A 20,229-nucleotide genomic window follows, 5' to 3' on the forward strand; every position below is an offset into this window, starting at 1 on the left:
GCTCAGCCCGTCTCCGGCGCATCGCCGCCCGCGGCGTCGCCGTCCCGCCGGACCCGGTCGATACGGCGCAGCGAGGCGTGGTATCCCCCCAGCCCACGGCGCACCACGGCATAGGTGAGGAGCTGCTGGTAGAGGCTCTCGTCCCTGAGGTCGCGCCAGCGCAGCTGCCGCCTGGTGCGGGTGAGGAAGAGCATGGGTATCCAGGTGCCGGTGTTCACGTAGTACTTCCCCTTTTTTCCTCCCAGCACCGGCTGCAGCTCGTTGGAGTAGTAGCGGTGGTCGTGCCCGAAGACCACCACGTCTATACCCTGATCGGAGAGGAGGAGGTCGCGCGCCGCCACCGAGAGGGCGTCCTCGCGCGTGGCCAGAGAATCCAGCAGCAGCCCCTCCTGCTCGCGTGCCGGCTCCTCGTGCTCCTCCTCGGGGGGGAACTCCGCGCTCAGGCCCTCGGCGTCGTCGATGCCCATCAGCTCCACCTTACCGCGGCCGGAGAGCAGGTCCAGGAAACGCTTGCGCGTATATCCCCAGCTGTCCAGGCGCCCCTCGCGCTTGCGGCGCAGGAGCTCGCGGCTCTCGCGGAAGGGCGGGAAGCCTACCCGGGACATGAACCGCATGAGCTTGTAGCCGTAGGCGAGCTTGAACCACCAGCTCTCGTCCTGGATGCCCATGAAGACCATGTTGGGGATGGGACGCACGTTGTTGATGAAGGGGTTGCGCTCGCTCATCATCCCGTTAGAAAAATATTCCAGGAAACAGTTTCCCCAGCTGCGCTCGAGGCGCAGCTCCCCCGTCTTGGGGTCGCGAAGGAAGGGGTGGGTGAAATGCTCGAAGACGCTGTCGGCATAGTACTGGTTGCCGTGCTCCACGTGCACGCTGCCGAAACGGTACACCCCGCTGGCCTCGAAATGAAAATGGTCGGAATCCGGACCGCCCAACACCTCCAGCAGACGGTCCCGCACCCGTGGCCAGAAGAGGTCGACGTCGTGGTTCCCGGGTACCACCACCACGCGGTGTCCCTTCTCCATGAAGCGCCGCAGGGCTTCGAAGCAGTGAGCGTGCGCCTCCAGCACGCGCTCCAGTTTGGAGAGGGACTCCCCCTCGGTGCACCCCATGCGCGAGAAAGGCCGGTGAGAGGGTTTTTCCAGGTTCACGGCCACGAAATCGATCCAGTCGCCGTTCAGGATCAGCTCGGCGCCGCGGCGCTTCGCCGCCGTGGTGAGGAAGGCGACGAAGGCCTCGTCCTGGTCGAAATCGTCCAGGTAATCGCCCGCTCCCAGGTGCAGGTCGCTGACTATGAACCTCGTCCTCACCGCATCCCTCCGACTTTCCGTCTCCGCACCTGCCGCTCCCGGCGGTAAGACGGGCCGCCGGGAACGCTTCGCGGCCGGTGGTTTGTTTCCCGCTCGTGTTTACCGGCCCAGACAATTATAACCGCACGCCGAGGGCATGGGCGGCCCCTCGCCGCGGCCAGCAAGTTGCGCGCGGACGCGCGGCGTCTCGCGGACGGCGCTTCGACCATGGCCTCTCTCAGGGGCACCTCGGCCAGCGGTATCCTTGCGATTCTTGTCGTCAAGACGTAAGTGTATCCACTCACCCGCCGAAGAGAAGGGCCTCAATCCGCGAGGTCCGCGTAGATCTCCGCGAAGCGCCTGTGGTGGGAGCGGAAGATGGAGAGAAGGCTGGGGTCGAAATGCTCCGGGACACTTCGCCCGTCTCCCTCCAGGATGATCTCCACCGCCCGCTCGTGGGGCAACCCTTCCTTGTAGGACCGCCGGCTGCGCAGGGCGTCGTACACGTCGCAGATGGCCACGATGCGCCCGGGGAGCGGGATCTCCTCGCCCTTCAGGCCGCGGGGATAGCCGGAGCCGTCCCATTTCTCGTGATGTGTAAGGGCGATCTCCGACGCCACCGCCAGGCGCGGGTGGGTGCCGAGGATATGGGCGCCCGCCTCACAGTGGGTCTTCATGACCTCCCATTCCTCCGGCGTGAGCGCCCCGGGCTTGCGGATGATGTCGGGGTGGACATGGATCTTGCCCACGTCGTGCATCTGGGCGGAGTAACCGATGACCTCCGCCTCGCGGGACGGCAGTCCGAGCTCCGTGGCCAGGAAGGCCGCGTAGAGGTTGATGCGCAGGATGTGTTCCCCCGTGAGCTCGTCGTTGACCTCGGAGGCGCGAGCGAGGGCCTGGATGGTGTAGCGGAAGGCCTCCTCCGTCTCCTGCATGCGCAGGGAGAGCTCCTGGAAAAAAGAGGCATCGAGGAAGAAGGTCTTGAGCGCCTCGAGGTCGAAGTGGCTCACGGGTCCCGGATAGGCGGATGCCACCACCAGGCGACGCCCGTCGCTCACCCAGGCGGCGTCCCCACCCCCGCCTTCCGGCCTGTAGATGCCGCCCGCGAGGCCTTCCGCAAGCAGCGCGTCTCCCTCCGGGATACCCATGGCCTTGAGCACCGCGCTGGAATAGATGCGGTCCTGCTCCTCGAGGGTGTCCCCCTTGCTGGTGAAAAGGGTTCCCGTTATCCCCTGCGGGGGCGTGTTGAGGCCCAGGAAGATGCGTCTCGGACCGCGCTGATCCCCGGAGGTGGCCAGGAACGCCTGGGCCAGTTCGCGGTCGGTCTCCACGAAAAAGGGCTCGTATTCCTCGCTCCCCTTCAATAGGTTGGCGCTGAGGGCGGTGACGAAGGTCATGGAGCGATAGGCGCCCTCCAGGCCGTCGTGCATGGACTTGAGGCGCAGCAGGGAACGTACGCGCGCCAGCAGCTCCTGCCGGTCCACCGGCTTGGTGAGGAAGTCGTCGGCTCCCGCCTCCAGGGCCTTTACGCGGTCGGCGGTGGAATCGAGGGCGGTGACCATGACCACGGGCACGAAGGCGGTGCGGGGATCCCCCTTGATGCGCCGGCACACCTCCACCCCGTCCACGTCCGGCATGAGGATGTCCAGCAGGACCAGGTCGACGGAGTGCTCCTCCATGGCGCGAAGCGCCGCCTTCCCGCCGTCCGCCCGCAGCACACGCCATCCCTCAGGCTCCAGCACCGCCTGCAGGAAATCGAGGTTGACCGGCTCGTCGTCCACGGCCAGCACCAGGGCTTCGCCCGGCCCCATGTCCCGCGGTCCGTCTTCATTCCGTTCTTTCACCCGCTCCTACCTCCTCGGCGCTCTCGCGGCCCGGCGAGAAGGGAAGGAGGAAGGAGAACGTGCTTCCCTTGCCGGGCTCGCTTTCGACCCATATTTTACCACCATGCAGCTCCACCAGTTTTCTGCTCAAAGCCAGGCCTAGGCCGGTGCCTCCGCCTCTGCGTTCCCCCTCTCCCACCTGGGTGAATTCCATGAAGAGGCGCTTCTGGTCCTCGCTCGAGATGCCCACGCCGGTGTCCTCCACCTCCATGACCACCCCGTCGTGGCGGGCGAAGGCGCGCAGGGTCACCCGCCCGCCCGGGGGGGTGAACTTGATGGCGTTGGAGAGGAGGTTGAAGAGCACCTGGGTGATCCTGCGCCGGTCGGCATGCACGTGGTGGCCTCCGCTCGCCGCCTCCACGCTCAGCTCTATGCCTCCGCGCGCGGCCTCCTGGCGCATGATGTCGGCGACGTTGCGAAGCAGTCCCCCCGCGTCCAGTTCCTCCAGGTTCAGGGTGAGGCTCTCCGCCTGCGCCCGCATATACTCCAGGATCTCGTTGATGAGCTCCAGGAGGTGCCTGCCCCCGGCGAGGATGTTCTCGAGGTAGCGGCGCTGCCTCTCCTCCAGGTCCCCGTAGGTCCCCGAGAGAAGCAGCTCCGAGAATCCGATGATGGCGTTGAGGGGCGTCTTGAGCTCATGGGTGACCGAGGCCAGGAGGCGGTTCTTGAGGCGGTCGAGCTCTTGGAGCTGACGCTTTTCCTCCTCCAGGCGCGCCAGCGCCTTTTCCTCCGTGATATCGCTCACCAGGTGGACGGTCCCCGCCACCTCGCCCGCCGTGTTGAGGTAGGGGGTGATGAGCACGCGGTATTCCCTGCCCCGGTCGTCCACCATCTCATAGCCCTCCGCGCCTCGCTCCAGAGCGGTGTCGATATGCGGACAGCCCGTGTAACCGCGCCCACAGATAAGGATCTCCGAGCATTCCCTGCCCACGATCTCCTTTTCAGACATGCCGGAATAGCGCGCCAGGGCGCGGTTGGCGCGCATGATCTTCCCGTCCAGGCCGACCATGAAGACCATGTCGCGCAGGGAGTCCACGGTGGCCTCCCATTCCCGGCGTGCCGCCTGCACCACCTCGAAGAGCTGGGTGTTCTCCAACACCAGCCCCAGCTGCTGACCGATGAGAGAGAGGGCCTCCTTCTCCCGGGTGCTCAAGGCGCGCGGCCGCTCGAAGTCCATGGAGACCATGCCCACGGGGCGGCGGTTGCTCTTGAGGGTGAAGAGGAGAAGGCTGGGTGCTTGCCCGCCTTCCCCCTCGATGAAGCTCAGCCACTCCACGGCCCGCGGCTCGATGCGCAGGAGCGTCTCCCCGTCGATGACGTCGACCACGGAGAGGATGGAATAGAAGAGGTGGCGCAGGGCGGCCCTTCCCTTCACGCTCTTCAGGTTCACCAGGAGTTCCACCGGCAGGCCGTGAAAACAGCGTATCTGCGGGTCGGCTCCCGGTTCGACGGCGTGGAAGAGGGCATAGCGAGCGCAGCCGAAATGGTGCGCGAGCTCGCGCAGGGCGGAGGGCAGGGCCTCTTCGTCGCTCAGGGGGCGGTTGAGCGCCCGCACCACGTCGTTGAGGGCCAGCAGCGAGGAACGGTACTGGTGGAGGTCCGCGCGCAGCCCGCGGTGCAGCCGGCAGCGAAGCACCGCGAGCCCCACGCTCGAGGGGTCCGGATCCCGGAGGATCTCGATATCGATCCTCCCCTCGCGCAGCACGCGTATGGCGTCCTGCAGGAAGCGGTCCGCGTGGGGGTGGTCGCCATCCACGATCAGCAGGCCTTCCAGGCCCGCGAGACCGCGGGGAGCCTCTTCCAGCGCTCTCCCCTCGAGACCCATATCACGCAGGAGGGACAGGACGCAAGAGGTGTATTCCCTTCGCAGCGAGATCACCGAGACCTCGAGCGCTTCGCCCGGTATCTGCAAGACCACCCTCCCTTTCGCAGGCAGTATATGCCGCACGCCCCACCACTATTTTATTACGCGGCACCAATCCGCGCGCCCGCGGCCGCTCGCGGGCCGAACCGCGTCCCGCTCGGAGTCCATAATAGGTCCACATATATTTTTAGTCGATCCATGCGCCCGTCTGCACCCCCCTTTCCGGTGATTCGGGCCGGGCGGTTTTTCGGAGTGGCGGAGGCGGCTTCCCCGGCTGCGGCGGACGCTGCTCTGGTGTTCATGCCGAGCCGTTTTATCCGGAGAGTCTATTCGGAAGGGGGGCCGAGAGGTCGAGATGAGCCCCGGGGAGCGCGAGGCGATGCATCCCTGGACGAGGCGGAAGAGGGCACATCCCGACGTCAAACCCGTTCCCCGTCCTCGCCATGATACGCGGGTTCATTTCGGCCGCGGGGGCGCATGGCCTGCCCGGGAGGGGAGGAGCTCTCTATCAACCCGGCCCTCCAGTCCATATAATGGTGATAACCCGTGCTCGGTAAGGAGGAAGGGATGAGCTGTCCGGCGGGGGAGATCATAGCCCTGCTCGAAGAGATGGCGCCGCCAGCGTGGGCGGAGGAATGGGACAACGTGGGATTGCAGGCGGGCTCGCCGCGAACCCCGGTGGATGCCGTCCTGGTGTGTCTGGACCTGACGGCGGAGACGCTGGAGGAAGCGCGGGAACGGGGAGCCGGGCTGGCGATAACCCACCACCCCCTCATCTTCCGGCCCCTGCGCTCGTTGGCCGAGGGACGTATAGAGGCGGACCTGCTACGGGAGGTGCTCTCGAGCGGGATCTGCGTCTATGCCGCCCATACCAACCTCGACGTCTCGCCGCTGGGAGTCAGCGCCGCCCTGGCGGAAAGGCTGGGGCTGCCCGAACACCGTCCCCTGTCGCCACCGCCCCACGGCCTCCATTACAAGCTGGTCACCTTTCTCCCTCCCGGCGAGGTGGCGGCGGTGAGCGAGGCCCTCTTCGCCGCCGGCGCCGGGGTGATAGGCGACTACACCGGGTGTTCCTTCCGCCTGGAGGGCACGGGCACCTTCACCCCAAGCCCGGGGGCGCATCCGGCGTACGGGGAGGCGGGACGCCCCAACGAGGTCGCAGAGGTGAGGCTCGAGGTGAAGGTGGAGGGGGACAGGCTGGAGGCGGCCCTCGGAGCCCTGCTCTCCTCCCACCCTTACGAGGAGCCGGCATACGATGTATATCCCCTGCGGGAGGTGGCGGTGGGGGCGGGCCTGGGAAGGATGGGCGAGCTGCGCGAAAGGATGCGCCTGGCGGAGCTGGCGGAGAGGTGTTCCCGAGAGCTGGGAAACCCCGCCGTGCGCCTGGCGGGCGACCCCGATCGGAAGGTGAGCCGCGTGGCGGTCTGCGGCGGGAGCGGGGGAGACCTCGTGCCCGTGGCCGCGAGGGCGGGCGCGGAGGTGCTGGTGACGGGAGACGTGTCTTATCACGCGGCCCGCGACGCCCTCGCCCTCGGGATGGCGGTCATCGACGCCGGGCATTTCCATACCGAGCGGCCGGTGGTCGGACACCTGGCGTCCCTGCTCGCGCAGAGGACGGAGGAAACGGGTCTGGAGGTCGAGGTGCTGGCGTCTGAGAGCGATACCTGTCCCTGGAGCGACGGAGGTGTGGATTGAGCGGTCTGGAAGCCCTTTACGAGGTACAGGAGTTGGACACCCGCATCTTCGAGCTGCGCGAGCGGGAGGACAAACATCCCCTAAAAGCCGAGCTGGAGGAGCTGGGTTCGCGGGAGGAGGAGCTGGCCGGCGAGCTGGAAGGTCTCCAGGAAGAGCTGGAGAAATGGCGCGGGAGACTTCAGTCCTCAGAGGAGGAAGTGCAGCGCATCGAGGAAAAGCTCCAGCGCGAAGAGGAAAAGCTCTACGGAGGCAAGGTGAGCAACCCCAAGGAGCTGCGGGGTCTGCAGGCGGAGGTGCGCTCCCTTAAGCGGCTGATGGACGAGCTGGAGACGGGAGCCCTCGAGGCCATGGAGGCCCAGGAAGAGCTGACAAGGAAGGTGGAAGGCCTGCGTTCGGAACTGGGGTCCCTGCGGGCGGAGCTGGAAGGCAAGAGGAAAGCGCTGGAAGACGAGGTACGGAGGCTGCGGGCGGAACTCGCGGACCTGGAGGAACGGAAGAAAGGGCTGGAGGAAGGCATCGACGGGGAGGTCCTGGACCTCTACCGCCGCCTGCTCGGGAGCAAGAACAACCTGGCCGTGGTGAAGGTCGAGGAGGGGGTATGCCTGGGATGCCGGGTGGAGCTCCCCGGCAAGGAGTATGACCGTTTCCTCAAGTCCGAGGCGGTTTTCCGCTGCCCCAACTGCGGACGTATCCTGGTGAAGTGAGGTAGGGGGCGGAGAGCGGGAAGAGGAGGAGGCGGCGATATGCCTTCGACCAGGAGGAGCAAGAGGAGCGTGGTGGACCCCTTTTTCCAAGGGGCCAAACGTTTCGAGGAACTGCACGTCCATGTGGACGGCGCCGCGCGGGGAAACCCGGGGCCCGCGGCCATCGGGGTGGTGGTGAAGACCCGGCAGGGCAGGAAGGTGGCGGCCTTCGGCGAGGCCATAGGCGAGACCACCAACAACTACGCGGAGTACACCGCGCTGGTGCATGCCCTGCGCCTGCTCTCCGTCTTCGAGGTGGACCGCCTGCGCATCCACACCGACAGCGAGCTGGTGGCCAGGCAGATAAGGGGGGAGTACCGGGTCAGGGACAAGAACCTGCGCAGCCTGTATGCGCAGGTGATGTCCATGCTGGGCCGTTACCGCGACTGGGAGGTCCTCCACGTCCCTAGGGAGGAGAACGCGGAGGCGGATGACCTCGCCAACCTGGCGCTGGACGAGGCGGGGTTCGCGGGGACGCGGGCGGGGCGGCGCGCGGCCGAGCCTCCCTCCGGGCAGGAGAGCCTGTTCGCGGGCGAAGGCGCGGAAGAGGAAGAGAAGGAGCAGGAATAGAGGTGTTCTTCCTCGCGCACCTGGGCTACGCCGCCGCCCCCGCGTCCCTGGCCGCGAGGGAGTGGGGAGAGCGGCGCGGGTTCTCCTACGGGGCTCCGGACATGCGGTGGCTGCTGGCCGGCGCCGTGCTCCCGGACGTGATAGACAAGACGGTCGGCCAGGTCCTCTTACGCCCCTATTTCCAGAACGGCCGCATCTTCACCCACACCGTGGCCCTTACCCTCGCCGCGCTGCTGGCGGGAGCGTGGTCGTGGAGGCGGCGCGGCGACGGACGCCTGCTTCTTCTGGCCTGCGGCATGGCGAGCCACCTGTTGCTGGACCGCATATGGATGGAGCCCACCACCGCCTTCTGGCCCTCCCTGGGTCCCTTCCTGCGCCACCCTTCACTGGGGACCATCATGGAGCAGATAAGGGAACACCTCACGGATCCCTTTTTCTGGGCCGGCGAGGTCTCCGGCGGCGTCCTCCTGGTGCTTTCGCTGCGCGTGCTGGGGGTGAGCGACCGCCGTGCCCTGGGAGATTTTATCTTCCGCGGGAACTCCCCCGCGCTGGCGGAGATGGCGGTGGCGGAGCGCCGCATGTGAGTTGACCTTCGGGGAAGGCGCCTCTTCGCGGAGGCTTTCGGGGGCGCGCCGCGCGTGAGGGAGGGCCACGCCCTGTATTCACCGGCGCCGCCGCGGGCGTCATTGCGCCCCCGCCCGGGGGCAAATAAAATGATGGGGTCATGGGAACCGCGTATATCGTCAGGCACGGAGAGACCGAATACCATGCCCAGCACCGCCTGCTGGGACGCCTGGACATCGGATTGAACAATACAGGGCGGGAGCAGGCGCGCCGCGTGGCGGCTTTTTTCGCAGGTATGGAGATCGCCGCCATATATTCCAGTCCCCTCCGCCGCTGCTTGGAGACGGTAAAGCCGCTGGCCGAGAGCAGGGGCCTCGAGGTGGTGGTCATGCCGGGGCTGATGGAGGTGGACATGGGAGAGTGGGACGGACAGCCCATCGCCGAGCTCTTCGCGGAGGACAACGAGACCGCGAGCAGATGGATGCGCAACCCCTCCTCGGTGACCATCCCCGGGGGAGAGGACTTCGCCTCCGTGAAAAAGAGGGTGATGGAGGCCGTGCGGGAGATCACCTCCCGCCATCCCGGAGACGAGCGGGTGGTGGTGGCCACCCACGGCGGTCCCGTGAGGGGGATCCTCTGCGAGGCCCTGCGCATGGACCTGGACGACATGTTCCGCCTCCAGATAGACCTGGCTTCCATCTCCGCCGTCAGGTACTTCGACGGCGGCATACCGGAAACGGCCATGGTGATCCTGGTCAACGAGACCCTGCATCTCCGGTGAGCGGCTCCGGGCCTCGACCGCGGCCGGCGAGACCGCTCTCTCACCTGTCGGGAAAGCCTCGCGCCTGCACCCCGCGGAAAGGGCGTGACATGCGGCGTTCGGGAAGCCTGCGGGATGTCAAATAATGCCAGTCTAGCGGCGGGAAAACGCGGAGAGGGGAGGACATGTCGGGGAACGTTCCTGAGGCATCGCCGGGAAGGGTCAGGGCCATCCTCTTCGACTGGGACGGCACCCTCGCCGACACCATCGAGCTCATCCTCTTCACCTTCGCAGAGACCTTCCGCGTGCTGGGCATCCCCCCGCGGAGCAGGGAAGAGGTGCTCTCCCAAGTGGGAAGGCCGCTCATGGAACAGGCCATGGACATCGACCCCGCCCGCGCGGAAGAGATATTCTCCACCTACCAGCGCATCTACGAGGAGAACCACCGTCGCCTGGTGAGGGAGTTCCCCGGGGTCAGGCAGGCCTTGGAGAGCCTGCGGGAAAGGGGGTATCTCATGGCGCTGGTGACCAGCAAGCGAGCCGACGGCGCCTTTCACGACCTGCGCCATTTCGGCTACGGGGGCTATTTCGACGCCGTGATCACCGCCGACGACACGGTGATGCACAAGCCGCACCCCGAGCCTGCCCTGGAGGCGCTGCGCCGTCTGGAGGCCGCGCCGGAGGAGGCGACCTTCATCGGGGACAGCCCCTTCGACATACGTTGCGCACACGCCGCCGGCATCACCGCGGGGGCGGTGGAATGGGGCCCCTTTCCACGCCGGGTACTGGAGGCGGAGAAGCCGGACTACTGGGTGCCCGAGCCCGCCGCCCTGAATAAAATATTATGGGGTCAGCCCCGGACATGGGACAAACCATAACCCGAAAAGACGAATCGCTCTTCCCCCCGGCGCCATCATCCAACTTCGCCGCCGTTACGGCCACAAAGCATAACCCAAAAAGACGAATCGCTCTTCCCCCAGGAGGCGAGACAGAACCCGTTCCTGATGGAAAGGCGCCTGGAGGAGAGTAAACAGGTGCGTGAAGCCGCGGGTGTTGACCGGCGGTTTGCGTAAGGCATGACGGTTGGTAAAAAGAAAAAACACATTAATCCATTAGCTCAGGAAGGGATGGCGCCGGCACAAAATGAGGTTGCGCCATGGGCTTAAAGCTCCTACATTTAGCGTGTTCCTGAGCAGATGTCATAATCGAAGATGTCATAATCGATAAAGAAAAATGTCCCATGTCCGGGGCTGACCCCATGATAGACAACTCTTGACGGCTGTGGTATAGTCTCATATGTCCGCGCACCGCACACGTGTTCCATTTACGCCTTTTCGATATTTCCCGTTTCCTTCCCGCGGCCGGCTGATGTCGGTGACAAGCCACGTTACCGCCATGGCTGGGCGCAAGGAGGTTCGGAAGAGGATTCAGGTTTGGTGAAGGGCCTTCCGGGATAAAAAAATAAAGGTCCATAAAACCCCTCCTAGGACGAAAGAGAAGCATCGGAGGGCCCTTTCACCAATCATCATCCGCCCCCGGCGCGGCGGGAAAGACGGTCACACGGGGGGGCAAGGAGGACAAAGGAGCGAGGCGCTAGGGAGAGGAGGAAGCGATGCCGTACTTCGACGACGTAAAGGTGTTCTATGACCTGCTGGTGGGGGTGTTCGACGCCCTGATGAAGGACCCGGCCATCCGCCAGAAAGCCCTGGATTCGAACCTGCTGGTGAGGTTCGTGTACCGCAATCCCGAGGGAGAATACTGGATCGACTGCCGGGGCGACGAGGTGAAGGTCTATCCGGGCGAATTCACCGGCGAGGGAGAGCCGGACGCCACCCTGTCCATGGAGCTGGACACCGCGCACGCCTTCTGGTGCGGGCAGTTGAACCTGCTGGGAGCCCTTTCCAGCGGGGAGATAGAGGCAGAGGGCTCCGTCCCGCGCCTGCTCAAGATGCTCCCGGTGATCAAGCCCGCTTACGATGTATATGTAGGGCTGCTGAGGGAGAAAGGGCTCGATGACCTGATCATCGAGGAAGAAGAGGAGGACTAGGACTCCCTTTGCCCGGAGATATCTGGGCCAGGTGGCTCGATGACGCTGAGCGCGAGGTCTCCGCGGACCGGCAGGTAAGGCTCCTGCGCTCCCAGGTGCGGGACCGCGTGCTCCACAGGGCGTCGCTCAGACCCGGTGCCGTGGTCCTCGACCTGGGGTGCGGCACCGGTTTTCTTTCCCTGGAGGCGGCGCGCGTGGTCGGTCGGGGAGGCATGGTGATAGCGGCGGACAGCAGCGAAGGAGCGCTGCGCACCCTTTCCCGCAGAGCGGAGGAAAGGGGCCTCGAGAACCTGCGCCCGCTGCATGCCGACGTCGGCCGATTGCCCGTCGAGGACCGCGCGGTGGACGCGGTGGTGTCGCGTTCCGTGCTCTGCTATGTGCGGGACCGCGCGGCGGTGTTGAGGGAGGCGCTGCGCGTGCTCAAGCCGGGAGGGTTTCTCTCCATCTTCGAGCCGGTGCTCGCCGAGGAGGAGATATCCATGGACTGGGGAGAGGAGAGATTCCTCTGGGAGAAGGCGACGGGGATCCTGAAGACAGCGCATCCCTCCTACGCTTTCCGGCGTTCGGACCTGGTGCGCGAGGTGAAGGAGGCGGGTTTCCAGGAGGTGGAAAGCTTCACCTGGCATGCCGAGGTCACACGTCCTTACTCGGGGACGGACGAGGCATTGCGTGAACTGCGGGACTGCCTTCCAGGGGAGCTCTCCCCGGTGTCGGTGTGGCTCAGGGAGGGAATGTCCGAGGGGGAAGTGAGGGCGCTGGCCGCTCGACTGGCGGCGGAATCCGCGAAACCGTCCTACCGCGACGTGCTCCCTTGCATATACATCTGGGGCAGGAGTCCGGTCGGTTGAGGCGGAGACGGAGGGGCGCGAGGGCGGCGGGGAAGCGATCTCGGCGGAAGGAAGAGAGGCGATGACGCCGCCGGTGTCGGTCCGGCGGAGAGAGGAAGGAGAGGAGCATGAGAGGTTTCTGCGGGAGGATATTGGAGGTGGACCTGGGAAAGGGAACCATTGCCGAGAAGGCGCTCTCGGAGGAGGTCTTCAGGTCCTATATCGGAGGCACCGGCCTGGGCGCTTACCTGCTGCTTAAGGAGATGGATCCCCTGGCCGACCCTCTCTCGCCGGAGAACCCCCTCATGTTCCTCGACGGGCCCCTCACCGGGAGCAACTTCCCGGGGAGCGGCAGGTCGTCGGTGGTCGCCCTGTCGCCGCTCACCGGCCTCTGGGGCGAATGCAACGTGGGGGGTTCCTTCGGGGCCGCGGTCAAGCTGGCGGGCTTCGACGGCATCGTGTTCCGGGGCAGGGCGCAGAAGCCCGTGTTCCTGTGGCTCGAGGGAGGGAAGGCGGAGCTGCGCGACGCCTCTCACCTCTGGGGCCTGGACGCCTATCAGACCAACGACCGCCTGCAGGAAGAGCTCAAGGGAGATGGCGGGCCCGTGCGCACCATGCAGATAGGTCCGGCGGGGGAGAACGGGGTGCGCTTCGCGGCCATCGTGAACGAGATAGGCAGCGTGGCGGGGCGATGCGGCCTCGGGGCGGTCATGGGTTCGAAGAACCTCAAGGCATTGGCGGTGCGGGGCGGCGGCAAGATGGGTTACGCCGACCCCGAGAAGGCCAAAGAAGTGCGCAAGGCGGTGGCGGAGAAACTGGAGAACGGCCTCCTGGCGGGAACGCTGCACGAGATGGGGACCAACGGGGCCCTGGACACCGGCATGCTCTCGGGGGACGTGCCGGTGAAGAACTGGCGCCTGGGGGAGTGGATGGAGGCCTTGGATACCCTGAACTCCTTCTATTACAACGATCATCTTCTGGTGAAGATCGTCGGTTGCTACGCGTGCACGGTGCGCTGCAAGCGGGTGGTCAGGGTGGAGGGCGGCCCCTTCGCCATGGAGGAGCACGCCGGCCCGGAGTACGAGACGGTGTGCATGATGGGCACCAACCTCATGAACCCCAGCCTGGAGGCGGTGGCCAAGGCCAACGACCTCTGCAACCGCCTGGGCATGGATACCATCGCCATGGGCGCGGTGCTCGCCGGGCTCATGGAGGCGCAGGAGAGGGGGATCATCGGCGTAAAAGAAACCGGGCTCGACCTCAGCTGGGGGAACATGGAGGCCGCCCTGGAGGCTATCCGCATGACCGCGGCGCGAGAGGGCTTCGGGGAGCGCATGGCCGCGGGCTCGCGAGCTCTGGCGGAGGAGCTGGGCGCGCCCGAGCTGGCGGTGACGGTGCGCGGGCTGGATTTCCCTGCCCACGACCCGCGCGGTTTCCACGGCTACGGGCTGGCCTACGTCGTGGGCGCCCGGGGCGCCTGCCACCTGAACTCCACCAACCTGCTCATAGAGGGCGGCATGGGATCCTGGCCCGAGATCGGGCTCAAGGGGCCCTATAAAGGGATGACCAGCAAGGGCAAGGCCGAGCTGACCTGGAAGTGCCTGTCGGTGGGCCAGCTCTTCAACTCCCTGTGCATGTGCGAGTTCATCGGGGCTTTCCTGTCCCTCAACGACCAGGTGGAGATGATGCGCGCGGCGACGGGCTTCGACTGGACCCTGGACGAGCTCTTGCAGTGCGGGTGGAGGATCTGGTACCTGAAGAGACACATCCTCAACCTGCGCGGCTCGGGCAGGAACGACGACGTGCTTCCCCCGCGCGCCCTAACCCCCACCGAGGAGGGAGCCAACGCGGGATCCGTCCCCGACATGGAACGCATGCTCGCCGAGTTCTACGAGCTGGCCGGCCTGGACGAGGACGGAAAGGTGCCTTCGGAAAAAGTGGAGATCATCTGAGGGCCCGGGAGCCGGGAAGGGATTAAAGGGCGCGCACAGGGAGTTTCCTGCCGTACGCGGAGAGGTTGTCGGCCGAGTTCCACGACCTGGTTCTACGAGCCGGCCGGCCCGGACGAGGACGGGCGCGTGCCTCTCGAGAAGCTGGAGATATGAGAGGTCCTGGAGGCCGGGCCTCCGAGGGGGAAGAGCAAGGGTCGATGCCGCCGGGATCCCGTTGCCTGCGCCGACGCGGTACCGGTTTTACGGGAGGACATGGGAGCCGGACGCCCGGCTCCCGTTCTTCTTTTCTGGCCCGCGGAATCGGGGTTGGGGGCACGGCCGCAGTGGCCGACCTTGTTTCGAGTCCCGCAACTCCTGCCGCCGGTGACCGCGGCTTGCATCCCGTCTTCGCAGGTCCTTCGCCTGTTCGGGAAGCCGCGTCTCCTCCCTTTATAAGCCGCTCAGCCCAGCAGGTTGGCGACATAGAGCGCGCTTCCCGAGGCCTGTTCCGTGCCCACGCCGCGGGCGCCCGCGTCCGCGCCCACCAGCCACAGGTCCTTCACCGGCGTCCAGGGCGCCGGCTTGTGCACGCCCGTTTGCCCCACGCACTGCGCCAGGCCGATGCATTCCCCCGTGGGCTTCCCGGTGATGGAGGCGGTGTGGGCGATGTGGGTGCGCATCTTCCACTCGATGTGCGATTCCATGCGCGGAAAGATCTCGAAGAGCCTCTTCTCGGCGCGGTCCAGGATGCGCTCGCACTGCTCCACGTTCTCCTTCGTCACCTCTATGGGTCCAGGCACGCCGCAGATCACCAGCTGCTTTCCCGGGGGCGCGGCGTAGGGGTCCCATTCCGAGGGCATGGGGGTGAACAGGAAGGGGTCTTCGGGCACGCCGCCCTCGTCGATGTAGTCGAACATGTGGTCCGGGTCCACGTTGGGGATGTTGAAGAAACTGGGGGCAGGAAGGTCGATCACCCTGCGGTCGAGCCCGTACTTTATGGTGATGAAGGAGTAGGAGTAACGCAGGCCCCGGACGTAGGAGACGTATTCGGACGGGAAGTTCTCCTCGCCCGCCATCTCCAGGGTGCGCTTGATCCCCGCGTTGGAGATGACCACGTCCGCCTCGATGACCTCGCCTTCCCCCGTCTCCACGCCCCGCGCCTTGCCGTCGCGCACCACGATGCGCTTCACCTCGCACCCCAGGCGCAGCGTGCCTCCGTCACGCCGGAAAGCGCGCAGGAAGGCGCCGGGTATCTCGCGCGAACCTCCCCGGGGCACCCCCAGGGTCTTCTTGCGGAAGGCGTTGGCGAAGCACCACAGGAACTCGCCCGCGCTCACCTGCTCATAGGGCACCACGGTGAGGAGCATAGAGAGGGCGGCCATCCCCTGCAGGGGAGCCCAGTCGTCGGTTATGCGGTGCAGGAACTCCTGCATGGTTATCTCGTCCAGCTCCGCGAGGTAGGAGGGGTTCAGGCGCGCGATCTTCACCACCGCCATCAACGTCTCGAGGGGAGAATTTTTGCGCGAGGCGCGATAGATCTCGCGCTCCAGCTCCCTGCTCATGCGCCCGCGCCCCAACATCTTCAAGGCCATGTCCCTCGCCATGGCGAGGTTGGCGCGGAGGTTGGTTATAGGCATGCGGGGATCGGTGAGGCTCTGGTAGAGGTTCATGAAATTGCGTCCGCCCAGCAGCAGATGCTCGCCGGGGTTGGCAGTGAGCCACTCCAGGTCTCCCCGGACCATGCGGTTGATGTCCCCGTGCTGCCCGGAGTCGCCCATGGAGAACATGTGCACGCCCGAGTCCACCACGAACCCGTCCCGGGTGAAGGACCAGCATTTTCCACCGTAGAACGGGTTGCGTTCCAGCAGGGTCACCTGGTGCCCGCGCGCCTGTAGGAGCGCGGCAACCCCCGCTCCGCCGGGCCCGGATCCGATGACCACGATCTTTCTTCTCCTGTCCGTGTACATATCCTATTACCTCGCTTTCCTCGTCGTACGGACCTTCATCCCGCCACGTTCGCGTAGCCGGGCATGCCCTGCTGCATGATGCGGTGCACGAACTTGAGGCGGTCGAATCCCATGAAAGCCAGCCGGAAGCCCAACACCGTGAGCGGGGTAGGCTGCAGCTCCATCATCCGGGCCAGGGTATAGGCCGTGGTGAAGACGCGCGTGCAGCGCCTGAACTCGCGCCATGCCCTTTCCCCATCCTCGACAGCCATGGCGGCGATCCTGCCGGAGACCAGGGCGCCGTGCAATCCGAAGAAGGCCACCGGGTCCATGGCCCCGGCGAGGGTGCCGGCCAGGATCTTGCTGCCCGCGAAGATCCTGGGGGTGCGGATGCTGGCGGCGGGGACGGGGAAGGTGAAGGAGCTCCATCGCGGCACCTCGAAGCCGGAGTACTTTTTCACCTGCTCGGCGAAGCGGTCGCGCCCGGCCAGGGAGATGGGCTTGCGGCGGTTGAAGAGGTGGGCGTAGAGGATGCCTCGGAAGGCCGAGGTGTAGCCGTAATCGCTGGTGTAGGTGTCGTGGTACATGTGCACGAAATTGAGGTCGGGGTCGCAGGTGCCCTTGTAGGTGAAATGATGCGAGGTGAGGTAGGGGATGCCGAAGGAGTCGAAACCCTCGAAGTGCAGGCCGGTGGCCACGATGGTGTTAGGGGGCAGCTGGGCGAAATCCTCCTGTGAGAGGACAGGGGTGGCGAAACGGAATTCCACCCCCGCTTCCAAGGCCAGGCGATAGAGATGTGAATCCAGGCTGCTCTCCCGGGGGCCGCGCTCGAAGAAATAGGCGTTGATGAGTGAAGGGTCGATCTTCATCGCCTTGCCCCCGGCGATCTCCACCATCTCCCGGATGGGCTCGATCCCCGGCCGGATATCGAAGCCCACGTATCTGCAGATCCCCTCTAGGTCCAACGGGCTTCCCTGGCCCGAGGGATGGTAGAGCGGGGAACCCCCGATGCGTTCCTCCCGCTCCAGGACCACCACGTGGTGGCCGCGCCGCGCCAGGTTGACGGCGGCGGTGAGTCCGGCCAGGCCGGCGCCGACGATGGTCACCTCTGACATAACATCACCCTCCCTTGCTGAACAGGTAAAACCCCGCCTGGACATAGATGCTCCATGACCCGGTCTCCGGTCTCGCGGCGCATGTACGCCGCCGCGCTGCCCCCCGCCCATAAAATCGACTTTATATCGATTTTGTCAAATATGGCCGTTTAGCTGGTAAAACACACAGGATTCCCGCCTCTTGCCGCCTTGACAGGTCGCCCGTACGTACCTATAATAAACCTCGCTGGAATGACTGACCAGTCGTTCACACGAATATATATAACACAAAGTTAATGTATGTAAACCAGGGGACACGCAAGGGGGTCCGCCAGGGCCCTTTTCCGGCAAGCAGGCAGGCATGGGCGGCAGGGATAAGGAGGTAAGCCGATGGTGGCGGCGGATGTCATCCGTGAACTGGAGGAGATAGTCGGAAAGGCCAACGTGGCGCGCGGCGCATCGGCGCTGGCGGGTTATTTCGAGGATGCACCCGGAGATACCAGACTGGTCCTGGTGAAACCGGCGGACGAGTACGAACTGAGCGAGGTGGCGGAGCTCGCCTCCAAGGCCAGGGTGCCCATGTATTCGGTGCGAAGGGAAAAGATGGAAAACTCGCTGGCCGCCGGCGAGGGCTTGCTCATCGACCTGGGGCGCATGGACGGCATCAAGGAGATCGACCGCCGCAACCTCATGGCCCATATCTACGCCGGCGTCACCTACGAACGCCTGCAGGAGGAGTGCCTGAAGAAGGACTGCAAGCTCCTCCTCCCGGCGGCGGCGCGGTCGCGCTCGGTGCTGCGCTCCTATATCGACCGCGATGTGCTCAACGGCAACGCGGTCTACAGGTTCCCCAACCTCTCCATCTTCCATGCCGTTCTGGCGGACGGGCGCATCTGGGTGTCCGGCTCGCAGCAGATGACCTCGGAGGGCATCGCCGACTTCAGGGAGGACCAGGGACCCCAGTTCTCCCTCTTCTTCGGGGCTTCCGAGGACATCTTCGGCATCCCCTTCTACGGCATCGTCTATACCTATCCGCTGCGCGAGACGCGCCGCATGCTTCTCTTCGGCTTCGACCAGGCGGAGCCCGCGGCACGGCTCGCCTACAAGGTGAACCGGGACGAGCACTGCTTCGAGTGCGTGACCGCCAACGCCCGCTATCTCTCAGCCCTGCTGGCGAAGAGCGCTGGCGAGGCGGAGGAGCTGCGCGCGAAGCTGCCGCCCTGGGTGACGGCCATCAGCCTCGAGCACCACGTGGAGCTGGTGGACCTCTGGGAGAGGTACGTGCGCCAGGACGCGGAGGCGCTGGGAGCAAGGCCGCTGGACGGCGAGCTGGTGGAGAAGATGGACCGGAAGTTCCAGGAGCCCTGGTACATCTTCGACCGCGATTACCTGCGCGGCCGCACCGGCGTCATCGACCACTACGACTTCTACGGACGGGCCCCGGGCCTGCTGGCGCGGGTGAGGGATATCGCGCAGGCCAGAGGATACGCGGGTGACGAGGTCGGACAGGTGATGATCCCCGTCTATTTCGGCGCCTCCTGCTACTGCGAGAGCGACATCTATTACGATCCCAGGGATGAAGGCGAGGCCGGGAAGGCGGCGGCGGTGAGGTCCGAGGCCTACCGCATGCTCCTGGACGAGGGCTCCTTCGTGGACCGCCCCCGCGGGGAGGTCGCCAAGATGGTGTACGACCGCGTCCAGGAGGGCTTCCTCAAGGTCCTCAAGACCTTCAAGAACATCGTGGACCCGGAGGGTATCTTGAACCCCGAGCAGTTGCTGGAGGGGGTGTAGAGGATGAAGAAGAGGATCACCGCGCCCAGGGAGGTGCTGCACGAGCTGCAGCAAGATTACTTCATCTGCACCAAGTGCAAGGTATGCCAGGCGGTGCACGTGCAGTTCTGCCCGGAGTCCCGTTTCTGGCGCAACTGCCCCTCCGGCACCCGCTTCCGCTGGGACGCCTATTACGCCTCGGGGAAGATGGAGATCGCGCGCGGGCTGCACATCAACGAGATCGAGCCCACGGAGTCCATGCGCCACATCCTGTACACGTGCATGCTCTGCTCCTCCTGCCAGGAACAGTGCTACGAGGTCAAGCAGCTCCATCCCACGCGCGTCTTCGAGCTCATGCGCGAGAAGGCGGTGCGCGAGGGGTGGGGACCCATGCCGGAGCACGCCGCGCTGGCGGAGAGCCTGGAGAAGAACGACAACCCCTTCGGGGCGGACAAGAAGAAGCGCGGCGACTGGGCCAAGGGGCTGGCCTTGAAGAACCTCCCCAAGGAGCAGGCGGAGGTGCTCTGCTACGCCGGGGACGCCTACACCAGCGACCCGGCCCTGAAGCACGCCGTGCGGGCGGCCGCTCAGGTGCTCCTGGAGGCGGGGCTGGACGTGGGCACGCTGGGAGCCAAAGAGATAAGCGACGGCTCCCTCATGCTCCTGCTCGGGGACCGCGATTTCTTCGAGACCTACGCGGCCGAGAACATCGAGACCTTCAACTCCCTGGGAGTGAAGACCATCGTCACCCCCGACACCCATGCGGCATGGGTGTTCAAGGAGGAGTACGCCCGGGAGCTGGACCCGAACATAAAGGTCCTGCACATAAGCCAGCTCTTCTCGCGCCTCCTGAAGAAGGGACAGCTCTCCCCGCAGAAGGAGGTGCCCCTCAAGGCCGTCTATCACGATCCCTGCAAGCTGGGGAGACGCTTCGACATCTACGAGGCTCCGCGCAAGGTCCTGCGCGCCATCCCCGGCCTGGAGCTGCTGGAGTTCCCCCGCGCCACCTTCAACTCCCTGTGCTGCGGCGGCGGCGGGGGAGTGCGCTACGCCTTCCCGGATTATGCCCTGTGGACGGCGAAGGAACGCCTCTTCGAGGCGGAATGGACGGGAGCGGAGGCGGTGGTCACCAGCTGCCCCTACTGCGTACAGATGTTCAACCAGGCCGTGGAGGCCACCGGCAGCGGCATGAAGGTGTACGACCTTGCGGAAGTGCTCCTGGAGTCGCTGGGGAAGGAGGTGTAGG

Annotated in this window: 16 protein-coding genes; 11 read left to right on the top strand and 5 right to left on the bottom strand. The window is 65.6% G+C overall.

Annotated features, from left to right (window positions below; genetic code table 11):
• Positions 1-2: 2 nt before the first annotated feature.
• From H5T74_11050 to H5T74_11060, 3 genes are all read right to left on the bottom strand, one after another.
• Positions 3-1,310: a metallophosphoesterase gene (locus H5T74_11050; GenBank protein MBC7230910.1), complete on the bottom strand. Its 1,308-nt coding sequence runs from the start codon at positions 1,308-1,310 to the stop codon at positions 3-5.
• A 302-nt stretch (positions 1,311-1,612) separates the two neighbouring features.
• Positions 1,613-3,133 (bottom strand): response regulator, encoded by a 1,521-nt coding sequence (locus tag H5T74_11055; GenBank protein MBC7230911.1) that lies wholly within the window; start codon positions 3,131-3,133, stop codon positions 1,613-1,615.
• Positions 3,117-5,084, bottom strand: coding sequence for a PAS domain-containing protein (locus H5T74_11060; GenBank protein ID MBC7230912.1), 1,968 nt, complete (start codon positions 5,082-5,084; stop codon positions 3,117-3,119). The genes H5T74_11055 and H5T74_11060 overlap by 17 nt, the downstream gene beginning before the upstream one ends.
• Before the next feature lie 519 nt (positions 5,085-5,603).
• On the opposite strand from H5T74_11060, the gene H5T74_11065 reads away from it, so the two are divergent.
• The 9 genes from H5T74_11065 to H5T74_11105 all read left to right on the top strand — a co-directional run bounded on the left by H5T74_11065 (position 5,604) and on the right by H5T74_11105 (position 14,194).
• A complete protein-coding gene (locus H5T74_11065; protein ID MBC7230913.1) occupies positions 5,604-6,731 on the top strand; it encodes a Nif3-like dinuclear metal center hexameric protein in 1,128 nt (375 codons plus the stop codon).
• The gene (locus tag H5T74_11070) at positions 6,728-7,435 is read left to right on the top strand and encodes a hypothetical protein (GenBank protein MBC7230914.1); all 708 of its coding nucleotides are present in this window, start codon (positions 6,728-6,730) and stop codon (positions 7,433-7,435) included. The genes H5T74_11065 and H5T74_11070 overlap by 4 nt, the downstream gene beginning before the upstream one ends.
• A 39-nt stretch (positions 7,436-7,474) precedes the next feature.
• Positions 7,475-8,044, top strand: a complete 570-nt coding sequence (locus tag H5T74_11075) for a ribonuclease HI family protein (protein ID MBC7230915.1) — start codon at positions 7,475-7,477, stop codon at positions 8,042-8,044.
• 2 nt (positions 8,045-8,046) lie between these two features.
• Complete coding sequence (locus H5T74_11080) at positions 8,047-8,628, top strand: metal-dependent hydrolase (GenBank protein ID MBC7230916.1); 582 nt, start codon at positions 8,047-8,049, stop codon at positions 8,626-8,628.
• A 140-nt stretch (positions 8,629-8,768) separates the two neighbouring features.
• Positions 8,769-9,389 carry a histidine phosphatase family protein gene (locus H5T74_11085; protein ID MBC7230917.1) on the top strand — a complete coding sequence of 207 codons (621 nt, stop codon included), beginning with the start codon at positions 8,769-8,771 and terminating at the stop codon, positions 9,387-9,389.
• A gap of 164 nt (positions 9,390-9,553) precedes the next feature.
• On the top strand, positions 9,554-10,246 hold the full coding sequence (locus tag H5T74_11090) for an HAD-IA family hydrolase (protein ID MBC7230918.1): 693 nt from the start codon (positions 9,554-9,556) through the stop codon (positions 10,244-10,246).
• Positions 10,247-10,980: 734 nt separating this feature from the next.
• Positions 10,981-11,415 carry an SCP2 sterol-binding domain-containing protein gene (locus tag H5T74_11095; protein MBC7230919.1) on the top strand — a complete coding sequence of 145 codons (435 nt, stop codon included), beginning with the start codon at positions 10,981-10,983 and terminating at the stop codon, positions 11,413-11,415.
• 8 nt (positions 11,416-11,423) lie between these two features.
• Complete coding sequence (locus H5T74_11100) at positions 11,424-12,263, top strand: class I SAM-dependent methyltransferase (GenBank protein ID MBC7230920.1); 840 nt, start codon at positions 11,424-11,426, stop codon at positions 12,261-12,263.
• Positions 12,264-12,370: 107 nt separating this feature from the next.
• Positions 12,371-14,194, top strand: coding sequence for an aldehyde ferredoxin oxidoreductase family protein (locus H5T74_11105; protein ID MBC7230921.1), 1,824 nt, complete (start codon positions 12,371-12,373; stop codon positions 14,192-14,194).
• A gap of 440 nt (positions 14,195-14,634) precedes the next feature.
• Here H5T74_11105 and H5T74_11110 read toward each other — a convergent pair whose 3' ends face one another.
• Both H5T74_11110 and H5T74_11115 read right to left on the bottom strand, forming a co-directional pair.
• Positions 14,635-16,140 (bottom strand): NAD(P)/FAD-dependent oxidoreductase, encoded by a 1,506-nt coding sequence (locus H5T74_11110; GenBank protein ID MBC7230922.1) that lies wholly within the window; start codon positions 16,138-16,140, stop codon positions 14,635-14,637.
• A 35-nt stretch (positions 16,141-16,175) separates the two neighbouring features.
• On the bottom strand, positions 16,176-17,345 hold the full coding sequence (locus H5T74_11115; protein MBC7230923.1) for an FAD-dependent oxidoreductase: 1,170 nt from the start codon (positions 17,343-17,345) through the stop codon (positions 16,176-16,178).
• 258 nt (positions 17,346-17,603) lie between these two features.
• Between H5T74_11115 and H5T74_11120 the strand changes: the two genes are divergently transcribed.
• Positions 17,604-19,004 carry an FAD-binding oxidoreductase gene (locus tag H5T74_11120; protein ID MBC7230924.1) on the top strand — a complete coding sequence of 467 codons (1,401 nt, stop codon included), beginning with the start codon at positions 17,604-17,606 and terminating at the stop codon, positions 19,002-19,004.
• 3 nt (positions 19,005-19,007) lie between these two features.
• Positions 19,008-20,228 (top strand): (Fe-S)-binding protein, encoded by a 1,221-nt coding sequence (locus H5T74_11125; GenBank protein MBC7230925.1) that lies wholly within the window; start codon positions 19,008-19,010, stop codon positions 20,226-20,228.
• Position 20,229 lies beyond the last annotated feature (1 nt).

Source organism: Actinomycetota bacterium (assembly GCA_014360645.1).
Classification (GTDB): Bacteria; Actinomycetota; Geothermincolia; order Geothermincolales; family RBG-13-55-18; genus Solincola_B.

What these genes read in the sequence shown, in the direction of transcription:
- H5T74_11065 (MBC7230913.1), top strand. Translation starts at nt 5,604, where the DNA reads ATGAGCTGTCCGGCGGGGGAGATCATAGCCCTGCTCGAAGAGATGGCG.
- H5T74_11075 (MBC7230915.1), top strand. Translation starts at nt 7,475, where the DNA reads ATGCCTTCGACCAGGAGGAGCAAGAGGAGCGTGGTGGACCCCTTTTTC.
- H5T74_11085 (MBC7230917.1), top strand. Translation starts at nt 8,769, where the DNA reads ATGGGAACCGCGTATATCGTCAGGCACGGAGAGACCGAATACCATGCC.
- H5T74_11090 (MBC7230918.1), top strand. Translation starts at nt 9,554, where the DNA reads ATGTCGGGGAACGTTCCTGAGGCATCGCCGGGAAGGGTCAGGGCCATC.
- H5T74_11095 (MBC7230919.1), top strand. Translation starts at nt 10,981, where the DNA reads ATGCCGTACTTCGACGACGTAAAGGTGTTCTATGACCTGCTGGTGGGG.
- H5T74_11105 (MBC7230921.1), top strand. Translation starts at nt 12,371, where the DNA reads ATGAGAGGTTTCTGCGGGAGGATATTGGAGGTGGACCTGGGAAAGGGA.
- H5T74_11110 (MBC7230922.1), bottom strand. Translation starts at nt 16,140, where the DNA reads ATGTACACGGACAGGAGAAGAAAGATCGTGGTCATCGGATCCGGGCCC.
- H5T74_11115 (MBC7230923.1), bottom strand. Translation starts at nt 17,345, where the DNA reads ATGGGCGGGGGGCAGCGCGGCGGCGTACATGCGCCGCGAGACCGGAGA.
- H5T74_11120 (MBC7230924.1), top strand. Translation starts at nt 17,604, where the DNA reads ATGGTGGCGGCGGATGTCATCCGTGAACTGGAGGAGATAGTCGGAAAG.
- H5T74_11125 (MBC7230925.1), top strand. Translation starts at nt 19,008, where the DNA reads ATGAAGAAGAGGATCACCGCGCCCAGGGAGGTGCTGCACGAGCTGCAG.